At 70.1% G+C, this 23337-nt stretch carries 27 protein-coding genes; 13 read left to right on the top strand and 14 right to left on the bottom strand.

Features of this window, described 5'->3' with window-relative positions; all coding sequences use genetic code 11:
• Positions 1 to 118: 118 nt before the first annotated feature.
• The 14 genes from DCW30_RS25130 to DCW30_RS25060 form a co-directional block, all read right to left on the bottom strand.
• Complete coding sequence (locus DCW30_RS25130) at positions 119 to 847, bottom strand: HAD family hydrolase (protein WP_076683729.1); 729 nt, start codon at positions 845 to 847, stop codon at positions 119 to 121.
• A 103-nt stretch (positions 848 to 950) separates the two neighbouring features.
• Positions 951 to 2045 carry a polyprenyl synthetase family protein gene (locus DCW30_RS25125; RefSeq protein ID WP_076683727.1) on the bottom strand — a complete coding sequence of 365 codons (1095 nt, stop codon included), beginning with the start codon at positions 2043 to 2045 and terminating at the stop codon, positions 951 to 953.
• 137 nt (positions 2046 to 2182) lie between these two features.
• Positions 2183 to 3247 (bottom strand): terpene synthase family protein, encoded by a 1065-nt coding sequence (locus tag DCW30_RS25120; protein WP_076683725.1) that lies wholly within the window; start codon positions 3245 to 3247, stop codon positions 2183 to 2185.
• 27 nt (positions 3248 to 3274) lie between these two features.
• Positions 3275 to 4570: a helix-turn-helix domain-containing protein gene (locus DCW30_RS25115; protein WP_205576581.1), complete on the bottom strand. Its 1296-nt coding sequence runs from the start codon at positions 4568 to 4570 to the stop codon at positions 3275 to 3277.
• Positions 4567 to 5319 carry a TnsA-like heteromeric transposase endonuclease subunit gene (locus tag DCW30_RS25110; protein ID WP_076683723.1) on the bottom strand — a complete coding sequence of 251 codons (753 nt, stop codon included), beginning with the start codon at positions 5317 to 5319 and terminating at the stop codon, positions 4567 to 4569. Before DCW30_RS25110 ends, DCW30_RS25115 begins: the two co-directional genes overlap by 4 nt.
• 516 nt (positions 5320 to 5835) lie before the next feature.
• Positions 5836 to 6336 carry a hypothetical protein gene (locus tag DCW30_RS25100; RefSeq protein WP_076688695.1) on the bottom strand — a complete coding sequence of 167 codons (501 nt, stop codon included), beginning with the start codon at positions 6334 to 6336 and terminating at the stop codon, positions 5836 to 5838.
• 86 nt (positions 6337 to 6422) lie between these two features.
• The gene (locus DCW30_RS25095; protein ID WP_076683722.1) at positions 6423 to 7928 is read right to left on the bottom strand and encodes a VirB4 family type IV secretion system protein; all 1506 of its coding nucleotides are present in this window, start codon (positions 7926 to 7928) and stop codon (positions 6423 to 6425) included.
• Between the two features lie 28 nt (positions 7929 to 7956).
• A complete protein-coding gene (locus DCW30_RS25090; RefSeq protein ID WP_076683720.1) occupies positions 7957 to 8418 on the bottom strand; it encodes a DUF6238 family protein in 462 nt (153 codons plus the stop codon).
• Between the two features lie 92 nt (positions 8419 to 8510).
• Positions 8511 to 9983, bottom strand: a complete 1473-nt coding sequence (locus tag DCW30_RS25085) for an SCO6880 family protein (protein WP_076683718.1) — start codon at positions 9981 to 9983, stop codon at positions 8511 to 8513.
• A gap of 81 nt (positions 9984 to 10064) precedes the next feature.
• A complete protein-coding gene (locus tag DCW30_RS36830) occupies positions 10065 to 11450 on the bottom strand; it encodes an SCO6881 family protein (protein WP_076683716.1) in 1386 nt (461 codons plus the stop codon).
• A 36-nt stretch (positions 11451 to 11486) separates the two neighbouring features.
• On the bottom strand, positions 11487 to 12179 hold the full coding sequence (locus DCW30_RS25075) for a hypothetical protein (RefSeq protein WP_076683714.1): 693 nt from the start codon (positions 12177 to 12179) through the stop codon (positions 11487 to 11489).
• Positions 12179 to 12493 carry a DUF6112 family protein gene (locus DCW30_RS25070; protein WP_011031268.1) on the bottom strand — a complete coding sequence of 105 codons (315 nt, stop codon included), beginning with the start codon at positions 12491 to 12493 and terminating at the stop codon, positions 12179 to 12181. The genes DCW30_RS25075 and DCW30_RS25070 overlap by 1 nt, the downstream gene beginning before the upstream one ends.
• Positions 12494 to 12702: 209 nt before the next feature.
• Positions 12703 to 13068: a hypothetical protein gene (locus DCW30_RS25065; RefSeq protein ID WP_076683712.1), complete on the bottom strand. Its 366-nt coding sequence runs from the start codon at positions 13066 to 13068 to the stop codon at positions 12703 to 12705.
• Positions 13069 to 13241: 173 nt separating this feature from the next.
• Entirely contained in the window at positions 13242 to 14372 is a 1131-nt protein-coding gene (locus tag DCW30_RS25060) for a C40 family peptidase (protein ID WP_076683711.1), read from the bottom strand.
• 518 nt (positions 14373 to 14890) lie between these two features.
• Between DCW30_RS25060 and DCW30_RS25055 the strand changes: the two genes are divergently transcribed.
• From DCW30_RS25055 to DCW30_RS24995, 13 genes are all read left to right on the top strand, one after another.
• Complete coding sequence (locus DCW30_RS25055) at positions 14891 to 15646, top strand: DNA-methyltransferase (RefSeq protein ID WP_076683710.1); 756 nt, start codon at positions 14891 to 14893, stop codon at positions 15644 to 15646.
• A 250-nt stretch (positions 15647 to 15896) separates the two neighbouring features.
• On the top strand, positions 15897 to 16439 hold the full coding sequence (locus DCW30_RS25050; protein WP_076688693.1) for a DUF4913 domain-containing protein: 543 nt from the start codon (positions 15897 to 15899) through the stop codon (positions 16437 to 16439).
• Positions 16436 to 16921 (top strand): hypothetical protein, encoded by a 486-nt coding sequence (locus tag DCW30_RS25045; protein WP_076683709.1) that lies wholly within the window; start codon positions 16436 to 16438, stop codon positions 16919 to 16921. Before DCW30_RS25050 ends, DCW30_RS25045 begins: the two co-directional genes overlap by 4 nt.
• A gap of 18 nt (positions 16922 to 16939) precedes the next feature.
• Positions 16940 to 17635 (top strand): hypothetical protein, encoded by a 696-nt coding sequence (locus tag DCW30_RS25040; RefSeq protein WP_076683708.1) that lies wholly within the window; start codon positions 16940 to 16942, stop codon positions 17633 to 17635.
• A gap of 18 nt (positions 17636 to 17653) precedes the next feature.
• Positions 17654 to 18400, top strand: coding sequence for a hypothetical protein (locus DCW30_RS25035; protein WP_076683707.1), 747 nt, complete (start codon positions 17654 to 17656; stop codon positions 18398 to 18400).
• Positions 18401 to 18580: 180 nt separating this feature from the next.
• Positions 18581 to 18901 (top strand): SH3 domain-containing protein, encoded by a 321-nt coding sequence (locus tag DCW30_RS36825; protein WP_076683706.1) that lies wholly within the window; start codon positions 18581 to 18583, stop codon positions 18899 to 18901.
• A gap of 98 nt (positions 18902 to 18999) precedes the next feature.
• A complete protein-coding gene (locus DCW30_RS25025) occupies positions 19000 to 19482 on the top strand; it encodes a hypothetical protein (protein ID WP_076683704.1) in 483 nt (160 codons plus the stop codon).
• Positions 19479 to 19922, top strand: a complete 444-nt coding sequence (locus DCW30_RS25020; protein ID WP_076688691.1) for a hypothetical protein — start codon at positions 19479 to 19481, stop codon at positions 19920 to 19922. Before DCW30_RS25025 ends, DCW30_RS25020 begins: the two co-directional genes overlap by 4 nt.
• Before the next feature lie 10 nt (positions 19923 to 19932).
• Positions 19933 to 20340 (top strand): hypothetical protein, encoded by a 408-nt coding sequence (locus tag DCW30_RS25015; RefSeq protein ID WP_076683702.1) that lies wholly within the window; start codon positions 19933 to 19935, stop codon positions 20338 to 20340.
• Positions 20341 to 20382: 42 nt separating this feature from the next.
• Positions 20383 to 21225, top strand: a complete 843-nt coding sequence (locus DCW30_RS25010; protein WP_076683701.1) for a winged helix-turn-helix transcriptional regulator — start codon at positions 20383 to 20385, stop codon at positions 21223 to 21225.
• On the top strand, positions 21222 to 21737 hold the full coding sequence (locus tag DCW30_RS25005) for a regulator (RefSeq protein WP_076683699.1): 516 nt from the start codon (positions 21222 to 21224) through the stop codon (positions 21735 to 21737). The genes DCW30_RS25010 and DCW30_RS25005 overlap by 4 nt, the downstream gene beginning before the upstream one ends.
• A 44-nt stretch (positions 21738 to 21781) precedes the next feature.
• Complete coding sequence (locus DCW30_RS25000) at positions 21782 to 22969, top strand: MFS transporter (RefSeq protein ID WP_418347023.1); 1188 nt, start codon at positions 21782 to 21784, stop codon at positions 22967 to 22969.
• 29 nt (positions 22970 to 22998) lie between these two features.
• Positions 22999 to 23301 (top strand): hypothetical protein, encoded by a 303-nt coding sequence (locus DCW30_RS24995; RefSeq protein WP_076683695.1) that lies wholly within the window; start codon positions 22999 to 23001, stop codon positions 23299 to 23301.
• The last annotated feature ends 36 nt before the right edge of the window (positions 23302 to 23337 follow it).

The raw sequence follows: 23337 nt of genomic DNA, 5'->3' as shown, positions 1-23337 counted from the left end.
GACCCGCGGCCTTGACCGGGGTGACGGGGCGCGGGACGGATGCCGAAGTCGCCGTGCCACCGGGTGGGACGCCGTGGCGGGGCGGGGGTTCACGTCTTGGCTGCGGCGTAGACGGTTCTTAAGAGGAAGTGGGGCGGGTGGGGTGAGCCCAGGTGCGGATGTCTACGACGTCCATGCCTGCGGCGGTGGCTGCTGCGATCCCTGGGTCGGTGTTCTCGTAGGCCAGGCATGCTGCGGGATCGAGGTTCAGAAGGCGTGCGGCGTGCAGGAAGACGTCTGGCGCGGGCTTCGTGTGGGGGACCTGGTCCTGGCCGACGACGATGTCGAAGACGTCGTTAAGAGCGGTGGCGGTCAGGCCGGCGCGGATGAAGCCGCTGTGGTTGGCCGAGGCGACGGCCACCGGCAGGCCCTTTGCCTTTGCGGCTCGGGCGAGGGCTGCGACGTAGCGGACGGGCTGTAGCTGGTGGGTGTGAGCGAGCCAGAAGGCGCCGCCTTCTTTCAGGAGCCGTTCGTCGCTCCAGGGCAGGTCGATCTTGTAGTGGTCCAGGACCCGGGTGCGCAGCATGGAGGCGGGGGTGAAGGGCCCTGCGGTCAGCCAGTCGGCGTCGGCTTGAAGGCCGCACCCGCGCAGGACGGCCTGGGCGGTGGCGACGTTCAGGGGTTCGCTGTCGACCAGGGTGCCGTCGAAGTCGAAGATCCAAGCGCGGTGACGGCGGTGAGCGGTAAGAGATTCCTTCAGATGCGCGATGGCCGTTGCGAGTTCTTCGGTTGCGTTTGAGGCCAGGCTGTCGAGCAGAGCGTTGTCTGCGTGCACGGTCGAATGCGTCTGATCGGACAGAGGGGGCATGACAGGCACCTCGGGTCGGGGAACGAAATGCACCGATGGGTGGCGGCGCGGGCGCCGGGTGTGGGCGGTCCGCCCCGGCGCCTGGTGCGTGGAGCAGGCAGCTTCACGTGGTGCGCTGGGTGACGGCCTGGGCGATGTCGTGCAGGGCTTGACGTGCGGCGCAGGGCAGCAGCGCGTCATCGAGCGCTTTCAGCGCTGTGCGGTAGCGGGCCGTGATCATTTCTTCGACCTGGGCCGGCGCGCCGGTCGCCATGATGACGTGCCGAGCAGACGCGCCCTGTTCGTGGGTGAGGTGAGGGTTGCCCAGCCAGTCGGTGAGTTCCTTGCGCTGCAGGGGAGTGGCTGCCTGCAGGGCGAGGGCGGTGAGCACCGTCGCTTTGCCGTCCCGCAGGTCCTCGAGCGCCGACTTGCCGGTGCTCGAGGGATCGCCGAAAACGCCCAGCAGGTCATCGCGCAGCTGAAATGCCTCTCCCAGCGGCAGGGCGAACGCGGAGAGCCGGTCCAGAAGGACCTGGTCAGCACCGGCCGTAAGGGCGCCGAGGTGCAGAGGCCGTTCCACGGTGTACTTCGCGGTCTTGTAGCGCCCGATCCGCAGCGCCCTGTCCACATCTGGCGAGGCGGTTCCGGTGGCCTGCAGGTCCAGGTACTGGCCCAGAACGATCTCGTACCGCATGGCGTGCAGCACCGGCCAGAGGGCGGCCCACTGCTCGGGGGTGGCGCCGCCGTCAGTCAGGAGTTCGTCTGACCACACCATGGCGAGATCGCCGATGAGGACGGCCGCGCCCTCACCGAACCGGGCGGCTGCCGCGGCGGGGATATTGCTGTCGTCGCCTTGACGAGCGAGGGCGAGTGCGCGGTGGACAGTGGGGCGGCCCCGGCGCAGGGCGGAGGAGTCCATGACGTCGTCATGGATCAGGGCGAACACGTGGAACAGTTCCAGGGATGCCGCCAGGTGGCAGACCGTCCTCGCATCGCCGGTGCCGCCGGCAGCGTGCCAGCCGACGAAGGCCAGGATCGGGCGGATGCGTTTGCCGCCCGCGCCGATGAAGTGGCGCAGTGGCGCGGCCAGGTCCGGCGATCCACTGCTGTCCGCCCGCGGGGCCTTGCGGTCCAGGAAGCCGGTGAGGAGCTCCTCGACCGCGTCCTTGAAGCCCATCAGGTCCAGGCCGGCCTCCGGCACGGACGGGGAGAGCGTCATGGCAGATCCTTGTCCGTGCGCACCACCACAACAGGAGCCCCCAGCGGCAGGCAGAGCGACGGCTGCAGGACCAAGACCCGCCGGCTGCGGGCGTGCGGGGGCCTGCGGCACGGTGCGCAACACCATCGGTGTCAACCTTACCCAGGTCTATTGCTGGGCGGTGCCTGGACGGCCGCGCCGGGAAGTGAACGGTGACCGGTGCGGTCAGCATGCAGGATGACGGTCCCCCCGTCGATGGGCTGGTGGATGAACCCCGAAGTGCCGTGGTACCGGGGAGCGAAGCGCGCCTGCTCCAGGTTCCCGGAGATCACGTACTCCAGGTGATGCAGGTAGGCGGCTGTGGCACGGTCGGCTCCCAGGCGGGAAGCCCGGACTGCCCTCAGCATGTCCGTGACCTGCTGTTCTTTGGCGCTGATGAGGTCGGCGATCTGGTTGATGGCTTGCTGGAGCGTGGCGCCGTCGGCGAGCAGGACGCATACCGCGTTGACGTGGTCTCCGGCGAAGTGTTCGGTGCGGAACGAGAACAGATCGTTGGAGAAGAGCAGGTGTTCGGCACAGGCCCAGTGCACGGGGCGCAACTGGGCGAGGGTGTCGTCGGGGAGATCGACGCCTGCGGCGTATTCGGTGAGGATGAAGTACACCCAGGCTGCCAGGCTCTGCTCCAGGCGCAGAGTGGTGTAGCTCGTCAGGTCCAGGACTGCGCCAGGGGCGCGGGAGGGCATCTCTGTGAAGCAGCCGCGGCCGAAGTCTTCGGTGGCCGCGCGCAGACGCTGACGCTGGCGTGCGGGCATCCGGCCGGCCATGTCGTGCCAGATGTCTGCCAGGGCTGTGCCGTACACCGTGGTGGCGGTTCCTCCGCCCAGGACGGTGAGCATGTCGGTGAAGATCCGCTTTATGTCGGCGGCGGTGTCCGGGCCTTTGTGGAGGAAGAGGTCGTCGAAGGCGAAGAGGAAGGACGTCAGCCGGGACAAGTCGTGGAAGCGGGCCTCGTCGGTGGCCGGGTAGGTGACTGCTGTCCACAGGGCACTGCGCTGGGAGAGGAACGCGCTCAATGCGTCCTCGGTGGGAAAGGGGTAGTTCCGGCTCATCCACTGATCGTGCAGCGGCTCCAGCCTGTCGATGGCGGGGTGCCGGCCGGTGGCCAGTTGGCGGGGCAGGGCGGGCAGTTCGAAGGTGACGCCCGGCGGGATCACGTGCGTCATGCCACAGACCCCTCGGCATCCATGCTCCTACGAGAGGGCCCTGGGCCCCACGGAGTCTTCACGGGGCTGAGGGCGTGAATGGATGCGAGGGAGGGCCTGGTACCGCACGCATGCGGGAGCAGACGGAGTCGTCCTCGTCGGCTGGCTGCGGGTGCGGTGGGCCGGACACAGGTGGTGGTCATCTTTCCTTATCCTCCGTAGGGAACCACCTCCTTCTACGGCGAGAACGACAGCTGAGCGCGGACTTTCGCGAGGGGTAATCCTTTCGGGTGAGTTGCTCAGCTGATCCGTTTGGTGCCTGTCGGCGGCGTGGTGGGGTGATACCGCTTCAGACGTCGCACAGCCGTTGCGGCTGCGTCCACCTAACAGCACCCCGGCGACATCCACCGACTTCGTGGACACCGGAGTCAGCCGCAGGCCGACGATGCAGCGGCTGTACAGATCCATGGCGACGGTGAGTTCACAGCGCACCCAGCGGCAGGTGACCGGCTCCATCGCGAACACATCCAGCGGGGTGGTATCCAGCACCACGTACTCGCCCGGACGGGTTGCCCGCAGCCGCCCGTACGTACCCTGTGGAGCGTTGGCGATCGACCGCTTGCCCTTCGTGCTGCCCTCGAACGCATTCGTCCCCTTGGAAAGCTGCTTCAGCAACTCATAGCCGGTGGTGCGGCCAGGCAGCGGGACCGTGCCCTTCCCGTACTCCTTCACCAGGCGTTCCGCGATCTCGGCCAGGATCAGATTCCGCACCGGCCGGCTCGACTTGACCCGCTTGTCCAGAACCGACCGGGCCATCTCCACCCAGCGCGCATCGGCCCGCTCCACGACACTGCGCGCCGGGCGGTCGTGCACCAGCCCAGCCGGACCAGCCGTGCGAAACGCGGTAATCCAGCGGCGAATCGTGCTCTCCCCGACCTTGAGCTCTGCGGCTTTGGCGGCATAGCGATGCAGCATCGGGGTCCCCGGCGCGTAGTCCTCCCGCGGTTCCCCGTCCAGGGCGAGGACGGCATCCCCAAGGCGGTATCCGGTCAGCACCTCCTGCACGTGCCGGACCTTCTGCGTCAGCTCGTCGTCCTCGTCGTCGGTCAGGCCACCCAGGACAGCCGCCACCATTGCTGCTTCCTCGGCCGGGGCCGGCACGAGGATCTCCGTGCTGGGGTGGGCCAGCAGCGCCGAGATATCCACCTGCCGCAGCTTCGGTGCACCGACCACCCCGGTCTGCCGCAACAGGATCCGACGGCCCTCGATCTCCGCCACGGTGAACTGCTCACCGTCGTAGGCGATCGGCAGCCCCGTCCGCAGCGACGTAGTCCACTCGTTCATCCGCACCTCCGCAGGAGGGACTCACCGGACAGCGGCCTGGCCAGGTCCGTAGTCAGCCGCCCAGACCACAACAGGGCCATCAATGGCGGCCGCGCCGCTTCTCTCGGGCCGCCGCTCGCCAGGCGCCGCTCCGCGACGGCCAACTCCTCGCCGTCAACGACCTCGCGCCAGGCCCGCTCGATCTCTTCGGCGGGCACGATGCCGGGATGCCGATAGCCGGCCAGGAACCGCACGTTCTCCAGCAGCACCGAATTTGCGCCGGTCCAGACCTCGTATTCCCAGCCGTGCCGCTCGACCAGCCGCCCCGGCCACGCCAGCGCCTCTGCGATCGTCGGATTCTGAGCGCGCTCCGCCGGTTTGACGTTGACCACACGCACCGTCCCCGACCGCATGATCAGCAAGAAGTCCGGCACATGGCTGCGCACACGACCGTTAACATGGGCCACCACGCGGCACGGCTGCGCGAAGATATCCGCTACGTCCGGGTCAAAGTCCGCCAGCAGCAGCCGGGCCAGCTCCAACCGGCTCTCATGTACGACCTGCCCGCCGGTCGTCGCCGACGCGTAATCCCCCGAGTGGTGCAGCATGCCGTGAACGGACCGTACCCGACGCCACGGCTGGGACTCCGCGAAGTCCGCCGCCCGCAGCCGCGCGAACGGGATGTCGCACGTCGACCCATCCACGTACCGGACCGACACCATGGGTACCCGGTCCCGACTTCGTTCCTTGCCTGAACTCCTTACCGCCATGCACTGGACCGTACGAAGGAAGCCGCCCCGCCCCAGTCGAAAGACCACAGAAGGCCGACAACTGATCGCTACTGAACGTCACCAGTGCTCATGATCGCCCGAATCTGCTCGAACCCTGCTCATGGTCACGCGGAAATGCTCACGCGCTCGCGGATCCTAGATCCAGGACGTGGTCGGTGACCGCGTCGATCTCCGCCGGGGTCCGGGCTGCGGCGAGGGCGTCCAGGTACGGGGTGAGGTCCGGTGCTGGCCAGGGCTGGTCGGGTAGGGGGTGCGCGGTGAGGAAGGGCTGCGCGTCGCGTCGTGCCCACCGCTTCAGGTCCCCGCGGGTGGCGAGGTTGTACCGGGCGGCATGGATCTGGTCGGCGTCGCGGCCGACGTTGTCGTAGAGCTCGAAGTCTGGGTCGCGGGGGATGATGCAGGAGTCCTTCGGGCTGGTGCGGGCTGCAGGTCGGTGCGGGCGAACTGCACCGGGGCGGGTATCTGTTGCACGAACAGGTCACGGCTCCGGCGTGGTCAGCGGTGGAGACCGCCAGGCCGGGACGGCGGAGGCTCCGGCGGTCCCTCCCGGCGAGTCAGAGGCGCAAGGAAGCGCTGGACGCCGAGGTGGTCGTCGAGTTCCTTGCCTGCGTCGCGAAGGGACTCCGAGGCACGCCGCAGAAAGGCTCGCGCTGATGCGTGGTCGATGACCATGCGATTCGTGAGGTAGTGCCGGTCGGTGGGGTTGGTGGTCCGGGGCAGGGACAGGGCGGCCTCTGCGGTCTCGGTGAAGTGCGGGGCTGCATGGCTGGAGATGGTCGCGGCCGTGGCGAGTTGCTTCAGGACGGTCCGGCCGGTCCGGGTGGTGTGGTGAGGGCTCCGGGCGAAGGCGTCGGCCAGCCGGAGGACCTCGCGTGAGAGGTCCTGAGCGTCGGTGGCGTGCTGGAGCAGCGCGGTGTAGGACGGCGCGGCCGGAACGTGCCCGTTCTCGTCGAGCAGCTCCCACCGCTGGGCGGCGTCGTGCAGTTTGTCCTTCATGGCGTTGAGTGCGCCGATAAGGTGGAGCGCATCGTCGCGCGGTATCAGGTCGCGTTGGAAAGCGGGCTTCACGGGCCTTTTGCTCCTCAGTGCATGCGGGCGTCGGTGTCGAAGAGCGCCAGTTCGTGGCTGTGCAGGAGGTGCTGCACGATGAAGCTCCGACCCGCGACTTTCCACAATCCGCGCCCTCGGTTGAGGTGGGCGATGGCGTCCATTTCGACGGAGGTCAGGCCGAGCAGGGAGGCTGCTGCGTGGAGCTGGTCGGTCTCCTGGCGGTAGATGATCCGGGTGGAGCAGTCCGCCAGGAGGCCCTCGGCCAGGGCGCGGCCCTGTGATCCGGCGTCGCCGGCGGTGAGCAGGTCGGACAGCCGGTGGATCACCATCAAATTGGCGATGCCGAGGCCGCGGGAGAGCTTCCACTGGGCCTGCATGCGCTGGAGGAGACCGACGTGCCGCATCAACCGCCATGCCTCGTCGTACACGATCCAGCGCCGGCCGCCGCCGGGGTCGGAGAGGGCGGATTCCATCCAGGCGCTCGCGCAGGTCATCGCGAGGACGAGCGCGGTGTCGTCTCCGGAGCCGCCGAGCCGGGACAGGTCGATGGTGAGCATCGGCGCGCTCGGGTCGAAGGCGACGGTGGAGGGGGCGTCGAACATGCCGGCCAGGTCGCCGTGGACCAGGCGCCGCATGGCGTGGGCCAGGTCGCGGGCGGCGTCTCCGAGTTGGCCCGACATCATCCCGGCGGCCTCGTCGAGCGCGTGGGCGTTGTTGAGGGTGGCGGCGATGTCGCCGAGGAGCGGGGTGCGGTGTGTGTCGGCGGCGCGGGTGACGACGGTGTCGAGGGCGACGTCCAGGGCGGTGTGTTCCATGGGCATCAGGTCCCGGCCCAGGACGGTCCGGGCCAGGGAGCCGAGCAGGAGCAGGCGCCGCTTGCGGATCTCGCCGACCCAGTCGGCCTCGGCCACGCTCTGTGGGCGAGGGGCTGCGTCCAGGGGGTTCAGGCGTCCGGGCAGTCCGGGGCCGAGGGCGACGGACCGGCCGCCGAGGGCTTCGGCCACCGGCGTCCACTCGCCCTTCGGGTCGCACGGGACGTAGACGCGGTATCCGAAGGCGACCGAGCGCAGCGCGAAGGACTTGGCGAGTGCGCTCTTGCCCTGGCCGATCACGCCGGCGAGCAAAAGGTTGGGGTTGGTGAAGCCCTCGACCTTGCCGTACAGCGCGAAGGGGTCGAAAACGAAGCTGGCTTCGGCGTGGACGTCGCGGCCGATGTAGATGCCCTCGGCGCCGAGTCCGCCTTCGGCGAGGAAGGGATAGGCGCCGGCCGCGACGGCGGTGGTCATGCGGTGGGCGGGGAGCTTCAGCCGGTTCCCGCGAGCGGAGGCGGGCCCGGGGCGTCCGCTCGGTGGGTAGAGCGCGGCGGGCATCTGCTGCTCGGGGCGGGTGCTTTCGCTTTGGTGGGCGCTGGCTTCGGCACGGGCTTTGGCGGCGGCCTCGGCGAGCTGGCGGCGGGCGGCCTTGCGGCTGGCGCGGTCGGTGCCGTGGGGGGTGAACAGCGGGCTGGCGGACGCGCGGCGGGCGGGCCGGTGGCTCATCGGGGGCCCTCGATTCTGCGGGTGGTGCTCATTGCACGCAGGCCGTGGCGTGCGGGCGGAGGTCGGTGGGGGTGGTCTTGCGGCGGACGACGTGTCCGGCGGCGAGGTGGCGTTGGCAGATCGTCAGCACGGGCGGGCCCTCGGGAAGCCGTTCCGGATGACAGGCGCTCGTCCTGGCGGTGGCCTCGGTCGTGCTGGGCAGCAGATGGAAGGCGGCGTGGACTTCGGTGGTGGCCTGCCAGAGCTTGGTGTGGGCGGTGGCCAGGTGGCGTCCGGCGGCCGGGTACGGGGGCCGGGTGTGGTCGGCGAGCCGGTCCAGGAGCTGGAGCAGGGCGGTGAGGTGGGCGTGCAGGACGTCGAGGTGCAGACGGTCCACGGGTCTGGGCGAGTCTGCGTCCGACGGCGCCAGGGCTCGTGCGTGGTGGCGGATGCCGGCGCTCGCGGCGCGGAGGTAGGGGTGCGCGTCGTCGGGGCGCGGGGGAGAGGTCAAAGGTGGTGGTCCTTCCTGCCGGTCGGCAGGGTGGTGAGGGGGCGTCCCGTCGCGGGTGATCCGGAGTGCAATGGGCCAGAGCACGCTCTGGTTCATAGGGCGGTGCGGGCGAGCGGGAGCGCGGAGAGGGCGAAGGCGTCCGGCTGCTGGTAGTTGAGCCTGCGGAGATCGACGCCGGAGGTGACGGCGTGGGTCTCGATCTGTGCGCAGGCGGCGTCCAGGAGCGCGTCGGTCTCGGCGGTGACGGTGACCAGGCCGGTCAGTGCCACGTCCGCGTGCCCGGCGATGAGCTGGCGTTCGCGGGTCTTGACGTCGGCGTACTCGACGGAATCCTCTTCGGAGTCGACCTGCCCGCGGCGGGCGCGCTCGTTGGCGTCGGCGATGATCGCGGCCTTCTTGCGCTGGACGTCCCGCAGTGCCGACTCGAGCCCCTGCGGCACGTAGATAAGGGAGAGGCTGCGGCGCACACCGGCCGTGAACATGATCCCGTGCAGGAACCCTGCCCCCATCTCGGTCCTCGGCCAGTTCTCCACCCAGTACGTCGCGTGCCGCGCGCTGTCGGTGGCGAGGCGGTCGTACTCCTCGAACTGCACGACGGGCCCGGCGGCTGCGGGGTCGGCCTCGGCACGGCCGGTCTCGGACCACTGCTGGAGCGCGGCGAGCGCCTTGGGGTCGTAGGCGGTGCGGATGACGGCGGCGATCTCCCGCGCGCTCAGCCAGCCGGTGACCATCAGGCCGGCGTTGCGGGCGGCCTGGGCGATGGAGGCGGTGGTCTGCTGCATGACGGTGAACGCACCGGGCAGCCCTCCGCCGGCCTGATTGATCAGGCGCCGGGCGGCCTTGAGGTCGAGGGAGATGGCGAGGTAGGTCTCGTGCGGTGCGGCGGCCGGTCCGGCTGAGGCGACCAGTTCGGAGTAGATCTGTCCGGCGACGGGAGCTTGGGGTTGCCCGTTCTGGGTCCAATGGCGGGTGAGCGTGTCACCGCTGTCGGGCACGGTGCGCTCCAGTACCTGGACGGTGGCGACGTGCCCGGTGCGGGCGATGCCGGCGAGGGCGCGTCCCCAGCTGGTGACGTTGTGGTTCTGGGTGGCGGGGTCGAGGAGGGCGAAGGCGCGGCTGGTGACGCGGGCGATGGCGGTCAGGGTCTGCTGGTGCGGGTCGTGGACGGCTGCCGCTCCGTTGGCGGAATCGCCGGGGGTGACGACCTTGAGGGAGGCGGCGGTGCCGGGAAGGTGGAGGACGCCGTCCTGCCGGGGCCGGGTGACGGGCCGGGCGAGCCAGAGGGTCTGGCCGGTACGGCGGCGGTGCGCGTACCGGGTGACGATCGGTGCCCAGTCGATGAGTGAGCGGCCGTGCCGGCGGATCGCGACCAGTGCACCGGATGCCGCCCACAGCGGTGCCAGGACGAGGGCGCCGAGCAGCCCGGTGGAGATCACCGTCATCAGCAGCAGGGCCAGCGTGCAGGAGACGAGGACGAGCTGGGGCAGGGAGAGGCCGAGGAGGATGCCGCGGCGGCTGCGGTGCGGGAACTTCACCGTGACCGGAGCGACAGAAAGATCAGTCATGGGGGCGGGTCCTGGAGGCGCGGGTGGAGCCCGGGGGCGGGAGGTGGTGTGCACGTCCCGCCCCCGGGAGTCGGACAGGGGTCAGAGACCGTTCGGAGGCGGCGGCGGAGCCGACCCGCTCGACGCGGCATCCTGCGAACCGGAGGACGGGGGTGCGCCCTGCGGAGGCGGTGTCGTCGTCGGCGGAGTTGCCTGCCACCCGCCGCCCTGGCCGGACGCGGCATTCGCGCCGGATCCGCCGGGTCCGGGGCTGCCTCCCACCTGGCCGCTGGTGTCGTCGGACACGCTGGTCGGCGCAGGCTGGACGGCCTTCTCCAGGCCGGACTTGACGGCATCGCCGCCGGGCGAGCCTCCCGTACCACCGCCCTGCGAACCGTCCTTGCCTTCGCCGCCGCCAGTCGGGTTGGTGGCGACGTCGCCGGGGAATCCGCCGCCGTCGGGGCCTTGCGGTGCGGCACTCCCCATGGTGGCAGCGCCACCTGCTCCGGCTGCGGCGCCACCGGTTCCGGCGGTGGCCGCGGCTGCGGCGGCCTTGCGGGCGGCCTTCTCGGCGTGGGCCTTGGCGATCTGGGCCCCGGCGCCACCGGCACGGTGGATGGACTCGCCGTCGGTGCCGTCGGCTGCCCAGTGCACGAACTTGAAGACGGCGTACGGGCACAACAGCACCAGGACCATGATCACGATGCCGGACATGACGTCGGCGAGCGCGGCGATGCCGTCATTGGCTTCGGTCTTGCCCATGGCGGCGATACCGAGGACGAAGATGACGGTCATCAGGAGCTTGGAGACGACGAGGGTGGCGGTGGCTTCGATCCAGCCCTTGCGCCAACGTCGGGCGACTTCCCAGCCGCCGCCGGCGGAGGCGAAGACCGCGAGGGTGACCATGACGAGGATGCCGACCTTGCGGACCATCATCACGCACCAGTAGAGGAAGGCGCCGATGGCGGCGCCGAGCCCGGTGACGACCGGGACGAGCCAGCCGAGACCGGACAGCGCTCCGATCTGGCTGACCTTTACCACGCGGCGCACGGCCGATTCGATGTTCAGGTGTGCGGCTTTGAACAGGCCGTCGCTGACGGCGTCCACGACCTCGATGGCGACTGTGGTCAGGGCGATGGCGCAGAAGGCGAACAGGACTCCGGACGCGGTGCCGGTGAATGCTTGGGTGAGGGCTTGTCCGTCGCGTCTGATGGCGGCCCGGACCAGTTGCGCGCAGAAGGTGGCGACCAGCAGGACCAGGCCCAGCGGCAACAGCATTTCGTAGTTGTCCCGGAACCATCCGGCGTTCAGATCGACCTTGGTGGTGGTGTTGACGGCTTCGGCGGCCAGGTCGGCTGCGGCGGCTGCCAGTTCACCGGCGGATTTCGCCATCCAGTCACCGATGGCTTTGCCGGGGTCTGAGGCGAAGTCCACCGCGTCACCGACAGCGCACAGTTTGTCCGCCAGGGGGAAATCACAGAAACCCACGAGGAGTTACTCCTCCTTTCGTGTCTCAGGCGCGGGTCACTGCGTGACGCTCGGTGCGATGGCGGCCAGCGTGCAGTCGTGGTTCGGGCGGCACTGGACGGCGAGGGTCACGGCTCGTTCCTCGGCTCCGCCGCCGCCCTTCTTCCAGCTGAGGGTCTGCTTGCCGTTGACGGTGACGACGTAGATGTACGCCTCGGTGATCGCGGACGGATCCTCGGCCAGCGCCTGTTTGAACGCCCCGGGGTAGTGGCCCTCGGTGATGTGGGCGGTGGCGTGCTGGTCCTGGTCGGCCATCCGCGACCACAGCACCGGGTCGGGCACCTGCCCGGAGACCGAGGTCCAGTCGGCGTACTTGGTCTCGGTGGTCATCCAGGCGCGCATGCCGGCGAGCTGCTGGTCACGGCTGGTGTCGCGGGTGTCGTAGGACCAGAGCATCTGGGCTGCTGCCTTGGCGTAGGCGACCGGTTCGGAGATCTGCGGAGGCTTGGGCACCGATCCGGATCCGGAGGAAGGCTTCGGGGCGGCCTCGGAGGAGGACGGGCTGCCGGTCGGGGCGGGCGCGGCACTGTCTGGGGCTTCGTGGTTGTTGCCGCCGCCCGTCAGCAGGGCGACGATCCCGGCGAGGGCGAGCAGGCCGGCGACGGCGGCAGCGACGATCGCGATGCGCCGGTTGGCCGACCAGCCCGCGCCGTACGAGGACAGCGAAAGGGAAGGGAAACGGTTTCGCATCAGTGGACCTGCGAGCCCAGGCCGGAGAAGAAGGCCACGATGCCGTTCGCGGCACCCAGACCGAGGGCGGCGCCGGCGGCGACGACCGCGCCCTTCTTTCCGTTGGCCTCGGCCTGGTGCCCACCGGTGTGGTGGCCCCAGGCCCATACGCCGAGCGAGACGGCGAGGGCGCCGACGACGGCGATGATCCCGAACATGTTGATCGAGTTGACGACGTTCTTCAGCACGCTCAGGCCGGGTAGGCCACCGCCCTTGGGTGAGATGCCTGGGTCGTAGGCGAGCTGTATGACGCGGTCTGCGAGAGGGACGGACATAGGTGTGGCGGGCTCCTTGCATACGCGGGCCCGGCGAGGGCCAACGGGAAGGTGAAAGCAGAGGGGGAGGCGAGCGAAGGGCGCGGAAGTGGCCTCGGCGGCTTGCCCGGAGCTGCGTCGGGCAGAGGCGGGGGAGTTCACTCCTCGGGCCGGGGCACGGCTTCGAAGCCGTCTGTTCTGCTCGGGCCAGGGAGGGCTGTCGGGGCGCGCTACTTCGGAGTAGGCGGCTTCGGCGCCGGGTTCGACTGGTACGGGTTGGCGCAGTCGTAGATCATGTATCCGCGGATTTTCTTGCCGTCGGACCTCCGGGTCACCGTGCCGCGGGTGTACCAGGTCTTCTCTGCGCGCTTGTACGCGAACTGGTTATAGGCGACCTTGTCGTGCCGGTAGGCGATGCCCACGACGGCGGACTTCTTCGACGGATCCTTGTGGACCTTGACCGCCATGCACGAGATCGTCGTGTGGCCGGTGTCATACGCCTGGGCTGTGGAGGCGCTGGCCAGGCCGCCGGCGGCAACTGCGAGGCCGATCGAGCTGGCCGCGAGGGCGCGCCGGACGGGGGAGGGGATGGTCACGTGGATGCTCCGGGGGTAGGGAGATAGGGAGTGGGCCGTTCGACTCGTCCTGCTGGGCGGTTTGTCGGGCGAGACGGCGAGCGCGGAGGGGGTCGGCCTCCACGCCCGCCATCGGGCAGACCACTGGCGAGGTCCTGGTGACGGCGGCTCGCGGGCCTGCGGGCTGACTGGGATCAGAGGACGCGGCGGGCGGCGAGGATGTCCCAGTCCTTGATCGGGGTGATCCGGACTGGTTTGGTGGTGCGCGGCGCCTCGATGACGAGGCCCTCGCCCATGTACATGCCCACGTGCTCGGGCCGTGCGGCGCTGCCGCGGCTGAAGATCAGGTCGCCGGGCTGGAGCTTCGACGGGGAGACGGCCTTGCCCTCGTTGACCTGCGTGTACGTGGTGCGGGTGAGCGTGATGCCGGCATGGGCGTACGCCTGCTGCATCAGGGAGCTGCAGTCGCACCGGCCCATGGGGTCGGGGCCGTGCGCGTTGGTGCAGGATCCGCCCCACTGATAGAGCGTGCCGAGTTGGTGCATCGCCCACTTGATGGCCTTACGGGCCTTCGGGTCGGCGTCCTTGGGGATCGAGTAGCCCTTGGGAACGCTCCCTTCGGGGATGCGGCCGAATCCTGACCCGTCCTGGCCCGGCGCGCAGCCGGTCGTGCTGGTCGAAGGCTTCTCGCCCTGGTTCGTGTCCTTGCCGTCCGCGTCGCCGCCGCCGGGGAAGGTCTTGGCGATGGCGCTCTGCAGCGCGGTGGCCAGGCTTTCCCACTGCGCGTAGGCGTCCGGGAGACCGGACTTCTGCACGGCTTGGGCAGCCTGGGTGACGGTCATCTGCTGCCAGCCGTCCACCTTGAGCAAGTGCTTGTAGAACTGCTCGGAGGCGTAGGCCGGATCACGGATTTGCTGGGCGCTGCCCCAACCCTGGGAGGGACGCTGCTGGAAGAGCCCGAGGGAGTCACGGTCGCCGTAGTTGAGGTTGCGCAGGCGGCTCTCCTGCATCGCCGTGGCGAGCGCGATGATCTGTCCCTTTTTGGGGACATCAAGTGAGAGGCCCGCGGCCACGATCGTCTGGGCATTCGGGACCTGCTCGGCGGGCAAGTCCAAGCCCTCGACCTGCACGTCTTTACCGGAGGCGCCGTCGAGGATTTTGGTTACCTGCTCGGCGACCTTGTCGCTGTCGATGTCGCTCAGGCAGCCGCTGAAGGAGCCGCTGCTTTGCACGGCGTCGGCGGACGAGGCCAGCATCATGCCGGTGCCGGCGATCAGGATCGGGGAGAGGAAGACGACGCCGATGCCGGCGGCGAGCGCCTTCAACCTGAGCGGACCGCTCGCCGGTCAACGGTTTCGGGCATGGATGGGTAGCGAGACGTCATGAACGGCTCCTTGAGGGTGCGGTGTCCGGCGTGCCGCGTGCGCAAGGCGTGGTGGAAGGGCGCGACGGCCGGGGTGGGCGATCGGAGGCGGGCCGGTGGGGGCGAGTTGCCGCTCGCTCCGTGTGTGGCCGTGCCGTGAGCTAGGTATGCCGGGGCAGGGGGGTACCTCCGTGAGGTGTGGCAGGGGAGTAGCCAGCGGCGGTGTGCGCCGGGCGGTTCAAAAACAGTAGGCGCGGATCGGCGGTTGACCAAAAAGTTCGGCGTGAGGTGCCGGAAACCGGCACCTCAGCACGGCAGTTCTTGGTCGTCGGCGCTTTCGCCTCTACAGTTTTTGGACTCCCCCCTCGCCTTCCTCGCTCTGCGGCCCTGGGCTTCTGCATGCCCGCTTTCGGCCCGCGAGGACTCCTGTGCGAGGCGGCGATTCCATTCGCATTCCCGCACCCGAATAGGGGTTCCTCTTTGCCTTTTTCCCTCCACCAGGGCGACGCTCTGGCCGTTCTCTCCGGTCTCCCGGACGGCTGCGTCGACTCCGTCATCACCGACCCGCCGTACAACAGCGGCGGCCGGACCGCGAAGGAGCGCACCACGCGCTCCGCGAAGCAGAAGTACACCTCCGCCGATTCCAAGCATGATCTTGCCGACTTCACCGGCGAGAACATGGATCAGCGCTCCTACGGCTTCTGGCTCACCCAGATCATGACTGAGGCCCACCGGCTGACGAAGACCGGCGGGACCGCGCTGCTGTTCACCGACTGGCGCCAGCTCCCCACGACCACGGACGCCATTCAGGCGGCCGGGTGGCTGTGGCGAGGTGTGCTGGCCTGGCACAAGCCGCAGGCCAGGCCCCAGAAGGGCCGGTTCACCCAGAACTGCGAGTTCATCGTCTGGGCGTCCAAGGGGCCGATCGACGGCTCCCGGAACCCGGTCTACCTGCCGGGTATGTACTCGGCATCGCAGCCCTCGGGGTCCAAGCGCCAGCACATCACGCAGAAGCCGGTCGAGGTGATGCGCGAGCTGGTCAAGATCAGCCCCGAAGGCGGCACGGTCCTCGACTTCTGCGCCGGTTCCGGCTCCACGGGCGTCGCCGCCCTGCTGGAAGGCCGGGACTTCATCGGCGTGGAGAAGACCGAGCACTATGCGTCGATCGCGGCCGACCGGCTCACCGAGACGATCCGCGCAACCCTCACGCAGGACGACATGGTTCTCGCCGTCTGATCCGGTCCTCTCCTGCCGCCAACGCAACCGGCTCCCTGCTGAGCCGCCGGCGGAGCGCCGCCGCAGCGGACGTGCGATTGCGCCGTCCGGTCCGTGTAAGGACGCTTTCGCCCTTCTCTTATCCCGTGTCTCGTAGGAGGCCGAACTTTCAATGTCCGAATCCGCAATGCCCTCTGACGATGGGGAGCTGGAGCCGGTTCGTATTCCGGATCCGCAGCTGGAGGGAATCGAGGCGAGCGTGCGGCGGCTCATGGAGCAGTCGGCGCAACAGGCTCAGCAGCTCGACCACCTCGCTTCCGCGCCGGCGCCGAGCGGGTCACCGTTCGCCGCGTTCGGCATGCCGGGACTCGGCGGGCCTCCGGCCGCCGCTCCGCCGGAGCCCCGCCCGATCCTGGAACTCGACGGGGAGGAACGGGAAGACGAACTCGACGCCCTCTCGGACTGGGTCGATGACTTCTTCCTCCCGGTCTACGGGGCGGAGGTCACCACCGCGGCGCCCTGGTGCCTGCAGTGGCAGGAACACGACGACGTCGTGGCCTGGCTCCACGCCCTGTGGCTCGCCTACCAGCAGCACAAGGACCCCGAAGCCGGGCTCTCCGGGTTGTTCGTGTGGCACCGGGACTTCCTCACCCACGCCGTCGCCGCGATCCGCGCGCCGGGCGGACCGCTGTCGGCCTGCATGACCTCCCCCGACCGGCCCGCGCACCGTCTCCTGCCCGGCCCGCCGCCGTCCGTGCGCACCGAGACGACGGCCACGGAGGAAGCCACCGAGCCGGACGAGCCAACGTCATGACTGCGGGAACGGGACAGCCCGCCTTCGCCCTGAGCTTCGACCCTCGCGCGCTGACCGATCTCCTCCAGGCCCCCAGCGATATCCGCGACCTCACCCTCGCCCACTTGCAGGAAGTCGTGAACGCGCAGCGCTTCGGACAGCGCCTCGACGGCGACCTGGAGGGATTCCGGAAGCTGTTCGTGGACCGCCGCAAGGACTGGCGCGTCGTCTACGGCGTCCGCCCGGCGCCTGCGGAATCCCCCCACCCCAAGGAGATCCACGTGGTCGCGATCCGGCCGCGTGCGGGCAACGACGTCTACGACGAGGTCGGCCGCCGCCTGGGGATGACCCGTCGGCCGCTGAGCGCTCGGACGCACGCGGCCCGCTCGCGTTCCCCGCAGCTGACCACCCGTGCTCCCGTGCCCCGGCCCGGCCCGCCGCCTACCGGACTGCCGGTTCTGCCCCGTCCCGCACTCAATCCCGCGCACCATCCCACCCGCTGAACGCACGGAGCGTCACCTTTGCCCCCTCAACCCGCGCCGTCCGCCCGGCGTGCGGTCACGCAGCTCGACCACCGCCTCGAAGCGGTCACCGGCCACGACATCGACACCCTGTGGACCTACCGCGACCGCGGCGTCCTCGACGAACCGCACGCCCAGCTGGTCGACCGGCACCGCACCCTGGCCAACGCCCAGATCGGCGTCACCTTCTACCTCAGACTGCTCAACCGGCTCACGAGCGGAGAATTCCAGGTCGACGGCGCCCTCTTCGAACGTATCGACCGCACTGTGGACCAGCTGGAGGAAGCCGCCGACGCGCGCGATACCGCCGCCCAGAATGTGCTCGCCGCCCTGGTGCCCCTTGAGGCCGCCGTCGCAGCATCGACGCCCGATGGAGGGCGGCTCTCGACTGACGACCGGGCGGCACTGCTCGCCATCGCCGGCGGTGCCAAGCTCCACGAGCACCTGCTGACCGGCCGCCTTTCCGTGACCGCCTCCTCCGGCACCCGCATCCCCTACCCCCAGATGCAGCAGCTGGAACGCGCCGGCCTGACTGTCCGGGACACCAGCCACCCGGTGCACGCCGGCCAGCCCGTCTCCCTCACCGACGCCGGACGAGCCGCCCTGCTCGACGCCCGCCGGACCCCCACGATCCATGCACCGAAGAGCCCGGCTCGCCCCGGCGTCTCGCCGTCCACTCCCGTCAAGCGGCGCTGAACTCCACCGAAAGGCCCCTTGTTGTCCCCCACCGAACCGGCGCCGGCCCGGAAAACCATCCCGCACGTCGACTTCGCATTGGACGACCTCGACTCCGACGAGGAGAGGTACCTCGACTTCTACCGCAAGGTCGCCGTCCGCGAGGACATGCTCGTCCCTCTCGCCCAACACCACGACGGGCCGCACAGCTACTACGTCTTGTTCGACCGCACAGCCACCTGGGGACACCCCGGCACACCCCAGCTGCTCGCCGTGCATCTGCAACGGGACCACGAAGAACAGACCTTCAGCTTCGATCACGCACCGCTGCCGCTGCCCGCGATGGCGCAGTCCTGGCTCATCCACCGCGGCTGCCCACCCGACGCCATCGGCCTCGACCCCGAGTTGGGCCCGCCACCGGCGGACGAGGCCACGCGAGCACTGGAGCGACGCCTCGCCGAAGACGGCGACCACTACGCCATGGGCTACTCCTACACCCGTGACGACCCGGAAGACATGGTCGTCGTCGTGGTCCTGCGCGCCATGGACGAGGAGCGCGCCCCGTCACCGTTTCGCGTCGTGGTCGAAGAGATCGACACCGACGCCTGGACACACACCCTGCGCGAAAGCGGCTTCGACACGGTGGGCGAAGCCCTGCAGTGGTGCGAGGACCGCCTCACCGGCAAAGCCGGCCCACTCCCACCATCCCGCTCAGCAACCGCGGCCAGCCGCCCGGCAGGTGTAGCGAAGGCCCCTGCCCCACGCCCGCCAGGCCGTTCGCGCTGAGCGCCATTCCAGTCACGGGCGACGCAACATAGCCGACGATCGCCGGTTAGCCAAACCGGCGATTCTCCGGACTCTTATACAGCCGCCGGAACAACTCCCGCGGCGCCTTCCCCGCATTCCCTGTGCCTTCACGGAGGTTTCTTCCGCATGCGCTCCACCCGAATTGCCATATTCGCGGCGATGCTCGGCGCGCTCGCACTGCCGGCGCTGTCCGCCACCCCGGCCAGCGCCGCGACCCTACCCACCGCAGCAACCGCCATCCCCGCCTTGAGCTGCCACAACCTCCCGCCGCTCCCGTACACGGTGCACGCCAAGGCCGTGACCATCCGGTCCAAGGCCAGCTCAAAGTCCACCGCGCTCGGCGTGCTCTACAAGAGCCACAAGTTCAGCGTGGCCAAGAAGAGCGGCAACTGGCTCTACATCACGGACAAGACGACCGGCGTAAAGGGCTGGGTCTCCGGCACCTACGTCTACCGAGATGTCCGCATGTGCCTTGACTGACCGGATCCAGCACGTCCCGCTCAGTGGCGGGGCGCCGATTACAGCCGCCCCTCGCATCCCCCCCAGGCACCGGCCTTTCCAGAACAGGAGAACCCCTTGTGACCGACGGTATATCCGAGGAGTCTGCGGATGTCGTGGGCGTGCTCACCGAACGGATTGAGGCTCGCTTCGACATGGGCATGGACCAGTTGAAGGCCGCGGTCGCCGCCGCTCCGACCGCGAACCCCGACGCCACCGACGTCGTCAAGTGGCACGGCCTTCTCGTCGAGGCCCAGTCCGTGCTGGAGCGCGCGGAGGACGACCTCCTCGCAGCCCTTGAGACCCAGCCCAGCGAGGTCGACGACCCGACGATGGGCCTCGCTCACCGGGTGAACGCCGCCGTCACCGCCCGCGACGGCCGGGCCATGGTCGTGCGGTGGCTTCTCGACCCGGACGCTCCGGGGAAGAAGGACCTCGCCGCAGAGCGCCTGGCCCGCTTCCGGGCCCGAAGTGGCCCGGCGGTGCAGACCAGCGCCCCCAACCGGCCGGCAGGGACACCCGCGTCGGCGTCGGCGTGGCGGCCGGCAAGGTCCGCCCGATGAGCCGGGACAAGGCCAGCACCATGGACACCGACCTGCAGAAGGTCTTCGGGAACCCGGTACCCGAGCTGTACGAGGCGGTGTCCGGCCACGATGCCTCGCCCGCGCTCGCCCGCGCTCTGGAGCTGCGCTCGTTCCTGGCGCTCACCGAGGAGCAGGTCGCCCGCGTCCGCGACCGCGTCCACGCCGACATGGATCCCGCCCGCGACATGGGCGAACTGTCGGCGGACACGCTCCGCTTCGACGCGCAGTGGCTGGAAGCGGCACTGGAGGCCCGCGACGGCTATCGCGCCGCCCTCGGCGAGCTGCTGCGCACCCTGCCGCCACCTGACCGGCAGACCCGGCCTGTCCGCACGGCGCAGCTCAGGGCCACCGCCACCCTGCCCCCGTCTGCCGCCCCGGCACCCCAGCGTGCCGGGGCGGCCCGGAGCCGCCGACCGTGAAAGCCCCCGATTGCCCCACCTGACGTCCACCGACATAGCTGGGCGGATTGAGGACCTGTACGGCGCACCGCTCGCCGACCTCGAAGCTCACGCACAGGAGCAGCCACCCGGCATGCTGTCCGCCCTGCTCGGCATGCACGACGCTCTCGCCCTGGCCGAGCGCAGCATCAACTTCCACCGCGACCACCTCAGCCGGGTCCTTCACCCTGAGCGGCAGATCGGCCCGCAGGAGGTCTCCCACCTCCTCGACGGCACCCGTCGGCTCGCCGAAGCCGTCGCTGTCCGCGAGGCCCAGGCCACATCGGTTACCGCCGTCCTGCAGAGCCTGGCCCGCGTTCCAGCCCCGACGCCGCCGACTTCCTCGCCGCCTGCTCCGGCGCCGTCTCTCGTGCCCCCGAGTCCGGCGCGCAGCCGCTGACCCGCGGCGACCCCCTTCTTCATTCACCCAGGAGTTTCTCCCTTGGCCACCACCGCTCTGCCCCCGGACACCGACGCCGACATCGCCCGGGTCACCGAGGCCCTCGCCATGATCACCCCGCGCTGGAACGTGCGGATCCTGCTGGCCCTCTCTGGCCCGCCGCTGCGCTACAGCGAGCTGGCGGCCAGGGTGTCCTGGCTGCAGAACGGCCAGCTCCACCCCAAGCTCAAGGCGCTGTGCGACGCCGGACTCGTCGAGCGCACCGAACACACCGCACGGCACGTGACCTATGGCCACACCGAGCGAGCCACTGCGCTGCTACCGGTCCTGCCGATGATCGTCACCTGGGCCGAGGAACACCTGGAAAAGGCCGACCGCCCGCTGCCCGCGATCGAGCAGATCGAGGACAGCCTCACCCTGCTCACCCGGCGCCACGCCGCCGCCATCCTGTGGGTGCTCAAGTCGCGCAACGAGGTCAGCGGCCGGGTTCTGGCCCGGATCGTGATGCCCAGCAGCGACTGGACCAACATCTATCCACCGCTGCGCCAGCTCGTTGCCGACGGTCTGGCCGACACCGAGGGCAACGGCCGGCCCTACCGGCTGTCCGCCGCCGGCGACGGCCTGGGTCCTGTGCTCGGCACGCTGTCAGCCTGGGCCGCCGGGCAGCCCCTCGACCAGGCGGCCCACCACCCCGTCTGGGGGAAGCCGCAGGCCAAGAGCGCGCCGAGGCCGTGGGTAAGCAGCCCATCACGGCCGGCACCTGCGGCGCTGCCATCCGCTCGGGCGGTTGGGTCCTCCCCGGCGTGGCACCACCGCGACCTCTTCTCGCACGCCGCCGTCGGCCGCCCGACCGCGGCCATCCCGGCGGGAGGCCCGCGCCGATGAACACTTCCTTCACCCCTGCCGCAGCACGTCACGCAGTCGACCTGCTGGCCTCGCCCTCCCTGATTCGCCTGGTCACCGAGATCGACGACAACGGCGCCATACCGCCGCGACGGCTCGCCGGCACCCTGCCCGACCTTTCCGCGCACCAACTGCGCAGTGCATCCGACACGGCCCGCGCCCACGGCCTCGTCCGGGTCGCGCCCGGTGCCGGTCTGGAACTCACGGAATCCGGAATGGAGCTGGCCGACCTGTACGACGCGCTAGCCCGGTGGGCGCGGCGCCACTCGGTCCCCGCCGCCGTCTGCGACTTCAGCAGCCGTGTCCAGCATGCCCTCGGCCTGCTGGCACCATCGCTCACCCCCGAGAACGCCGACCGCCCCGGACCCCTGCCCGACGTGGGCCCCAATGCGGAGACTGAGGCGGACCTGGCCAGTGCCCGCACGCTCCTGATCCAGTGGCTGGCCGACCACCCCCAGGTGCCCAGGGTGCCCGAGCCGGTGCGGTCCGCGTGAGCGCAGCGGTCACACCCCGGCACGCCCGCCACACTGCCGGGCTGATGAGCAGCATCTACCTGCCGCGCACGGCGGACGCGTTGGCGTTCGCGATGTCCACCTACGGCATCCCGTTGCTCGTTCTGGCCACGACTGGCTCCGCCGCGCTGACCGGGGCGGCTTTCGCGCTGGAGTGGATCCCGCGCCTGGCTGCGTTCGGGTGGGCCGGATCGATCGTCGACCGGTGCGGCGCCGCGGTGGTCTTCCACCTCGCTTCCCTGGGGCGGGCGCTGGTTCTCGCCGGCGGCGCGGTCCTGCTGTACCTCTACCCGTCCGGTGCCATGGCGAGCGTGACCGTGATGGTGCTGGCGGCGGCGACCGGCGTGCTCACCGAGTTCAGCTACATCGCGACCGAGACCGCCGGAGCCGCCGCCGGCCGCCGAGCCGGACCCCAGGCCCACCGTGTCCAGGCCGTCCTGCTCGGCATCGACCAGACCGCGACCCTGGCCGGACCGGCGCTCGCCGGCGTGCTGCTGCTCACCGGGCCGCCGTCGATGCTCGCAGTGGTCACCGTGCTCTCGCTGCTCGCCGCGCTGCTCGCCCTGCGCACACCGCCCTCGCCCGTCGCCCCGGCCCGCGCACCCAAGGGGCGGCCCGGCGCCGGGCTCGTCACGGGGTGGCGCACCATCCGCGCGCTCCCCGCGCTCGGCTGGCTGGTGGCCGGGCTGACCTTGTCCAACCTGTCGATCGGCCTTCTCCAGGCCGCCGGTCCCGTGATTGTCGTGCAGCACTTCGGGCAGTCCACCACAGCCGTTGGCCTGGTGTGGTCCGCCGCAGCGGCGGCCACCCTGGTGGCCGTGACCATCTGCCGGTTCGCGTTGGACCGCCTGGGCCTGTGGCCGGTGGGAGTCGCCTGCTCCGTCATCGCTTCGCTCGCCTGTCTCGCTGCCGCCCTGGCCCCCGACTACCTGTCCTACCTGGTCATGGTCGCGGTCCTGATGGCAGCCGATGGCGGCTTGGCGGTCGTCCTGCGCACCCTGCGCTCCCGCCTGATCCCCCCGGAGGCGTTCGGCAGCACCCTGTCGGCCACCATCCTCATCCTCCTGCTGCCCTTCCCCGTCGCCGGCGTGCTCACCGCGCTCACCCCGCCCGACGCGCTGGGCCACGTCATCACCGCCTGTGCCGCCCTGCAAACCCTCGGCCTGTTCTGCGCCTTCGCCCGCCTGCACACCGACCCTGCCCTGCGCGCCTGACCCGGCTGTCCCGCCCGTGGAGGACCCCTATGACCATCGCCGCCCTCGGGTCGCACCGAGCGACCGGCCGCACCATCAGCGAGCAGTTCCACGCCTTCGATGCCCGCAACCCGCACGTGTACCGATCCCTCGAACGCATGGCCGCACGCCGCCTGGCCGCCGGCGCCACCCGGATCAGCCTCAAGGACCTCTTCGAAGACCTTCGCCGCCAACTCCCGTACGGCGTCGCCGGGCTGAACAACAACTTCACCGCTCTCTACGCCCGCCGTCTGATCGACGAACACCCCCACTGGGTCGATGCGTTCGAGCTGCGCCGTCGCCGCGCCGCCTGAGACACCCCCTTTTCCCTGCCCTGCCGTCCCTCGATA

Origin of the sequence: Streptomyces alfalfae (assembly GCF_004127445.1) — a bacterium.
GTDB lineage: Bacteria > Actinomycetota > Actinomycetes > Streptomycetales > Streptomycetaceae > Streptomyces > Streptomyces alfalfae.
The sequence above is the reverse complement of the archived record's forward strand: the minus strand, read 5'-3'. Positions and strand labels throughout refer to the sequence as shown.

What these genes read in the sequence shown, in the direction of transcription:
- DCW30_RS25075 (WP_076683714.1), bottom strand. Translation starts at nt 12,179, where the DNA reads ATGCGAAACCGTTTCCCTTCCCTTTCGCTGTCCTCGTACGGCGCGGGC.
- DCW30_RS25110 (WP_076683723.1), bottom strand. Translation starts at nt 5,319, where the DNA reads ATGGCGGTAAGGAGTTCAGGCAAGGAACGAAGTCGGGACCGGGTACCC.
- DCW30_RS25005 (WP_076683699.1), top strand. Translation starts at nt 21,222, where the DNA reads ATGAACACTTCCTTCACCCCTGCCGCAGCACGTCACGCAGTCGACCTG.
- DCW30_RS36825 (WP_076683706.1), top strand. Translation starts at nt 18,581, where the DNA reads ATGCTCGGCGCGCTCGCACTGCCGGCGCTGTCCGCCACCCCGGCCAGC.
- DCW30_RS25130 (WP_076683729.1), bottom strand. Translation starts at nt 847, where the DNA reads ATGCCCCCTCTGTCCGATCAGACGCATTCGACCGTGCACGCAGACAAC.
- DCW30_RS25095 (WP_076683722.1), bottom strand. Translation starts at nt 7,928, where the DNA reads ATGAGCCACCGGCCCGCCCGCCGCGCGTCCGCCAGCCCGCTGTTCACC.
- DCW30_RS25125 (WP_076683727.1), bottom strand. Translation starts at nt 2,045, where the DNA reads ATGACGCTCTCCCCGTCCGTGCCGGAGGCCGGCCTGGACCTGATGGGC.
- DCW30_RS25020 (WP_076688691.1), top strand. Translation starts at nt 19,479, where the DNA reads ATGAGCCGGGACAAGGCCAGCACCATGGACACCGACCTGCAGAAGGTC.
- DCW30_RS25085 (WP_076683718.1), bottom strand. Translation starts at nt 9,983, where the DNA reads ATGACTGATCTTTCTGTCGCTCCGGTCACGGTGAAGTTCCCGCACCGC.
- DCW30_RS25070 (WP_011031268.1), bottom strand. Translation starts at nt 12,493, where the DNA reads ATGTCCGTCCCTCTCGCAGACCGCGTCATACAGCTCGCCTACGACCCA.
- DCW30_RS25045 (WP_076683709.1), top strand. Translation starts at nt 16,436, where the DNA reads ATGACTGCGGGAACGGGACAGCCCGCCTTCGCCCTGAGCTTCGACCCT.
- DCW30_RS25120 (WP_076683725.1), bottom strand. Translation starts at nt 3,247, where the DNA reads ATGACGCACGTGATCCCGCCGGGCGTCACCTTCGAACTGCCCGCCCTG.
- DCW30_RS25050 (WP_076688693.1), top strand. Translation starts at nt 15,897, where the DNA reads ATGGAGCAGTCGGCGCAACAGGCTCAGCAGCTCGACCACCTCGCTTCC.
- DCW30_RS25100 (WP_076688695.1), bottom strand. Translation starts at nt 6,336, where the DNA reads ATGAAGGACAAACTGCACGACGCCGCCCAGCGGTGGGAGCTGCTCGAC.
- DCW30_RS25115 (WP_205576581.1), bottom strand. Translation starts at nt 4,570, where the DNA reads ATGAACGAGTGGACTACGTCGCTGCGGACGGGGCTGCCGATCGCCTAC.
- DCW30_RS25000 (WP_418347023.1), top strand. Translation starts at nt 21,782, where the DNA reads ATGAGCAGCATCTACCTGCCGCGCACGGCGGACGCGTTGGCGTTCGCG.
- DCW30_RS24995 (WP_076683695.1), top strand. Translation starts at nt 22,999, where the DNA reads ATGACCATCGCCGCCCTCGGGTCGCACCGAGCGACCGGCCGCACCATC.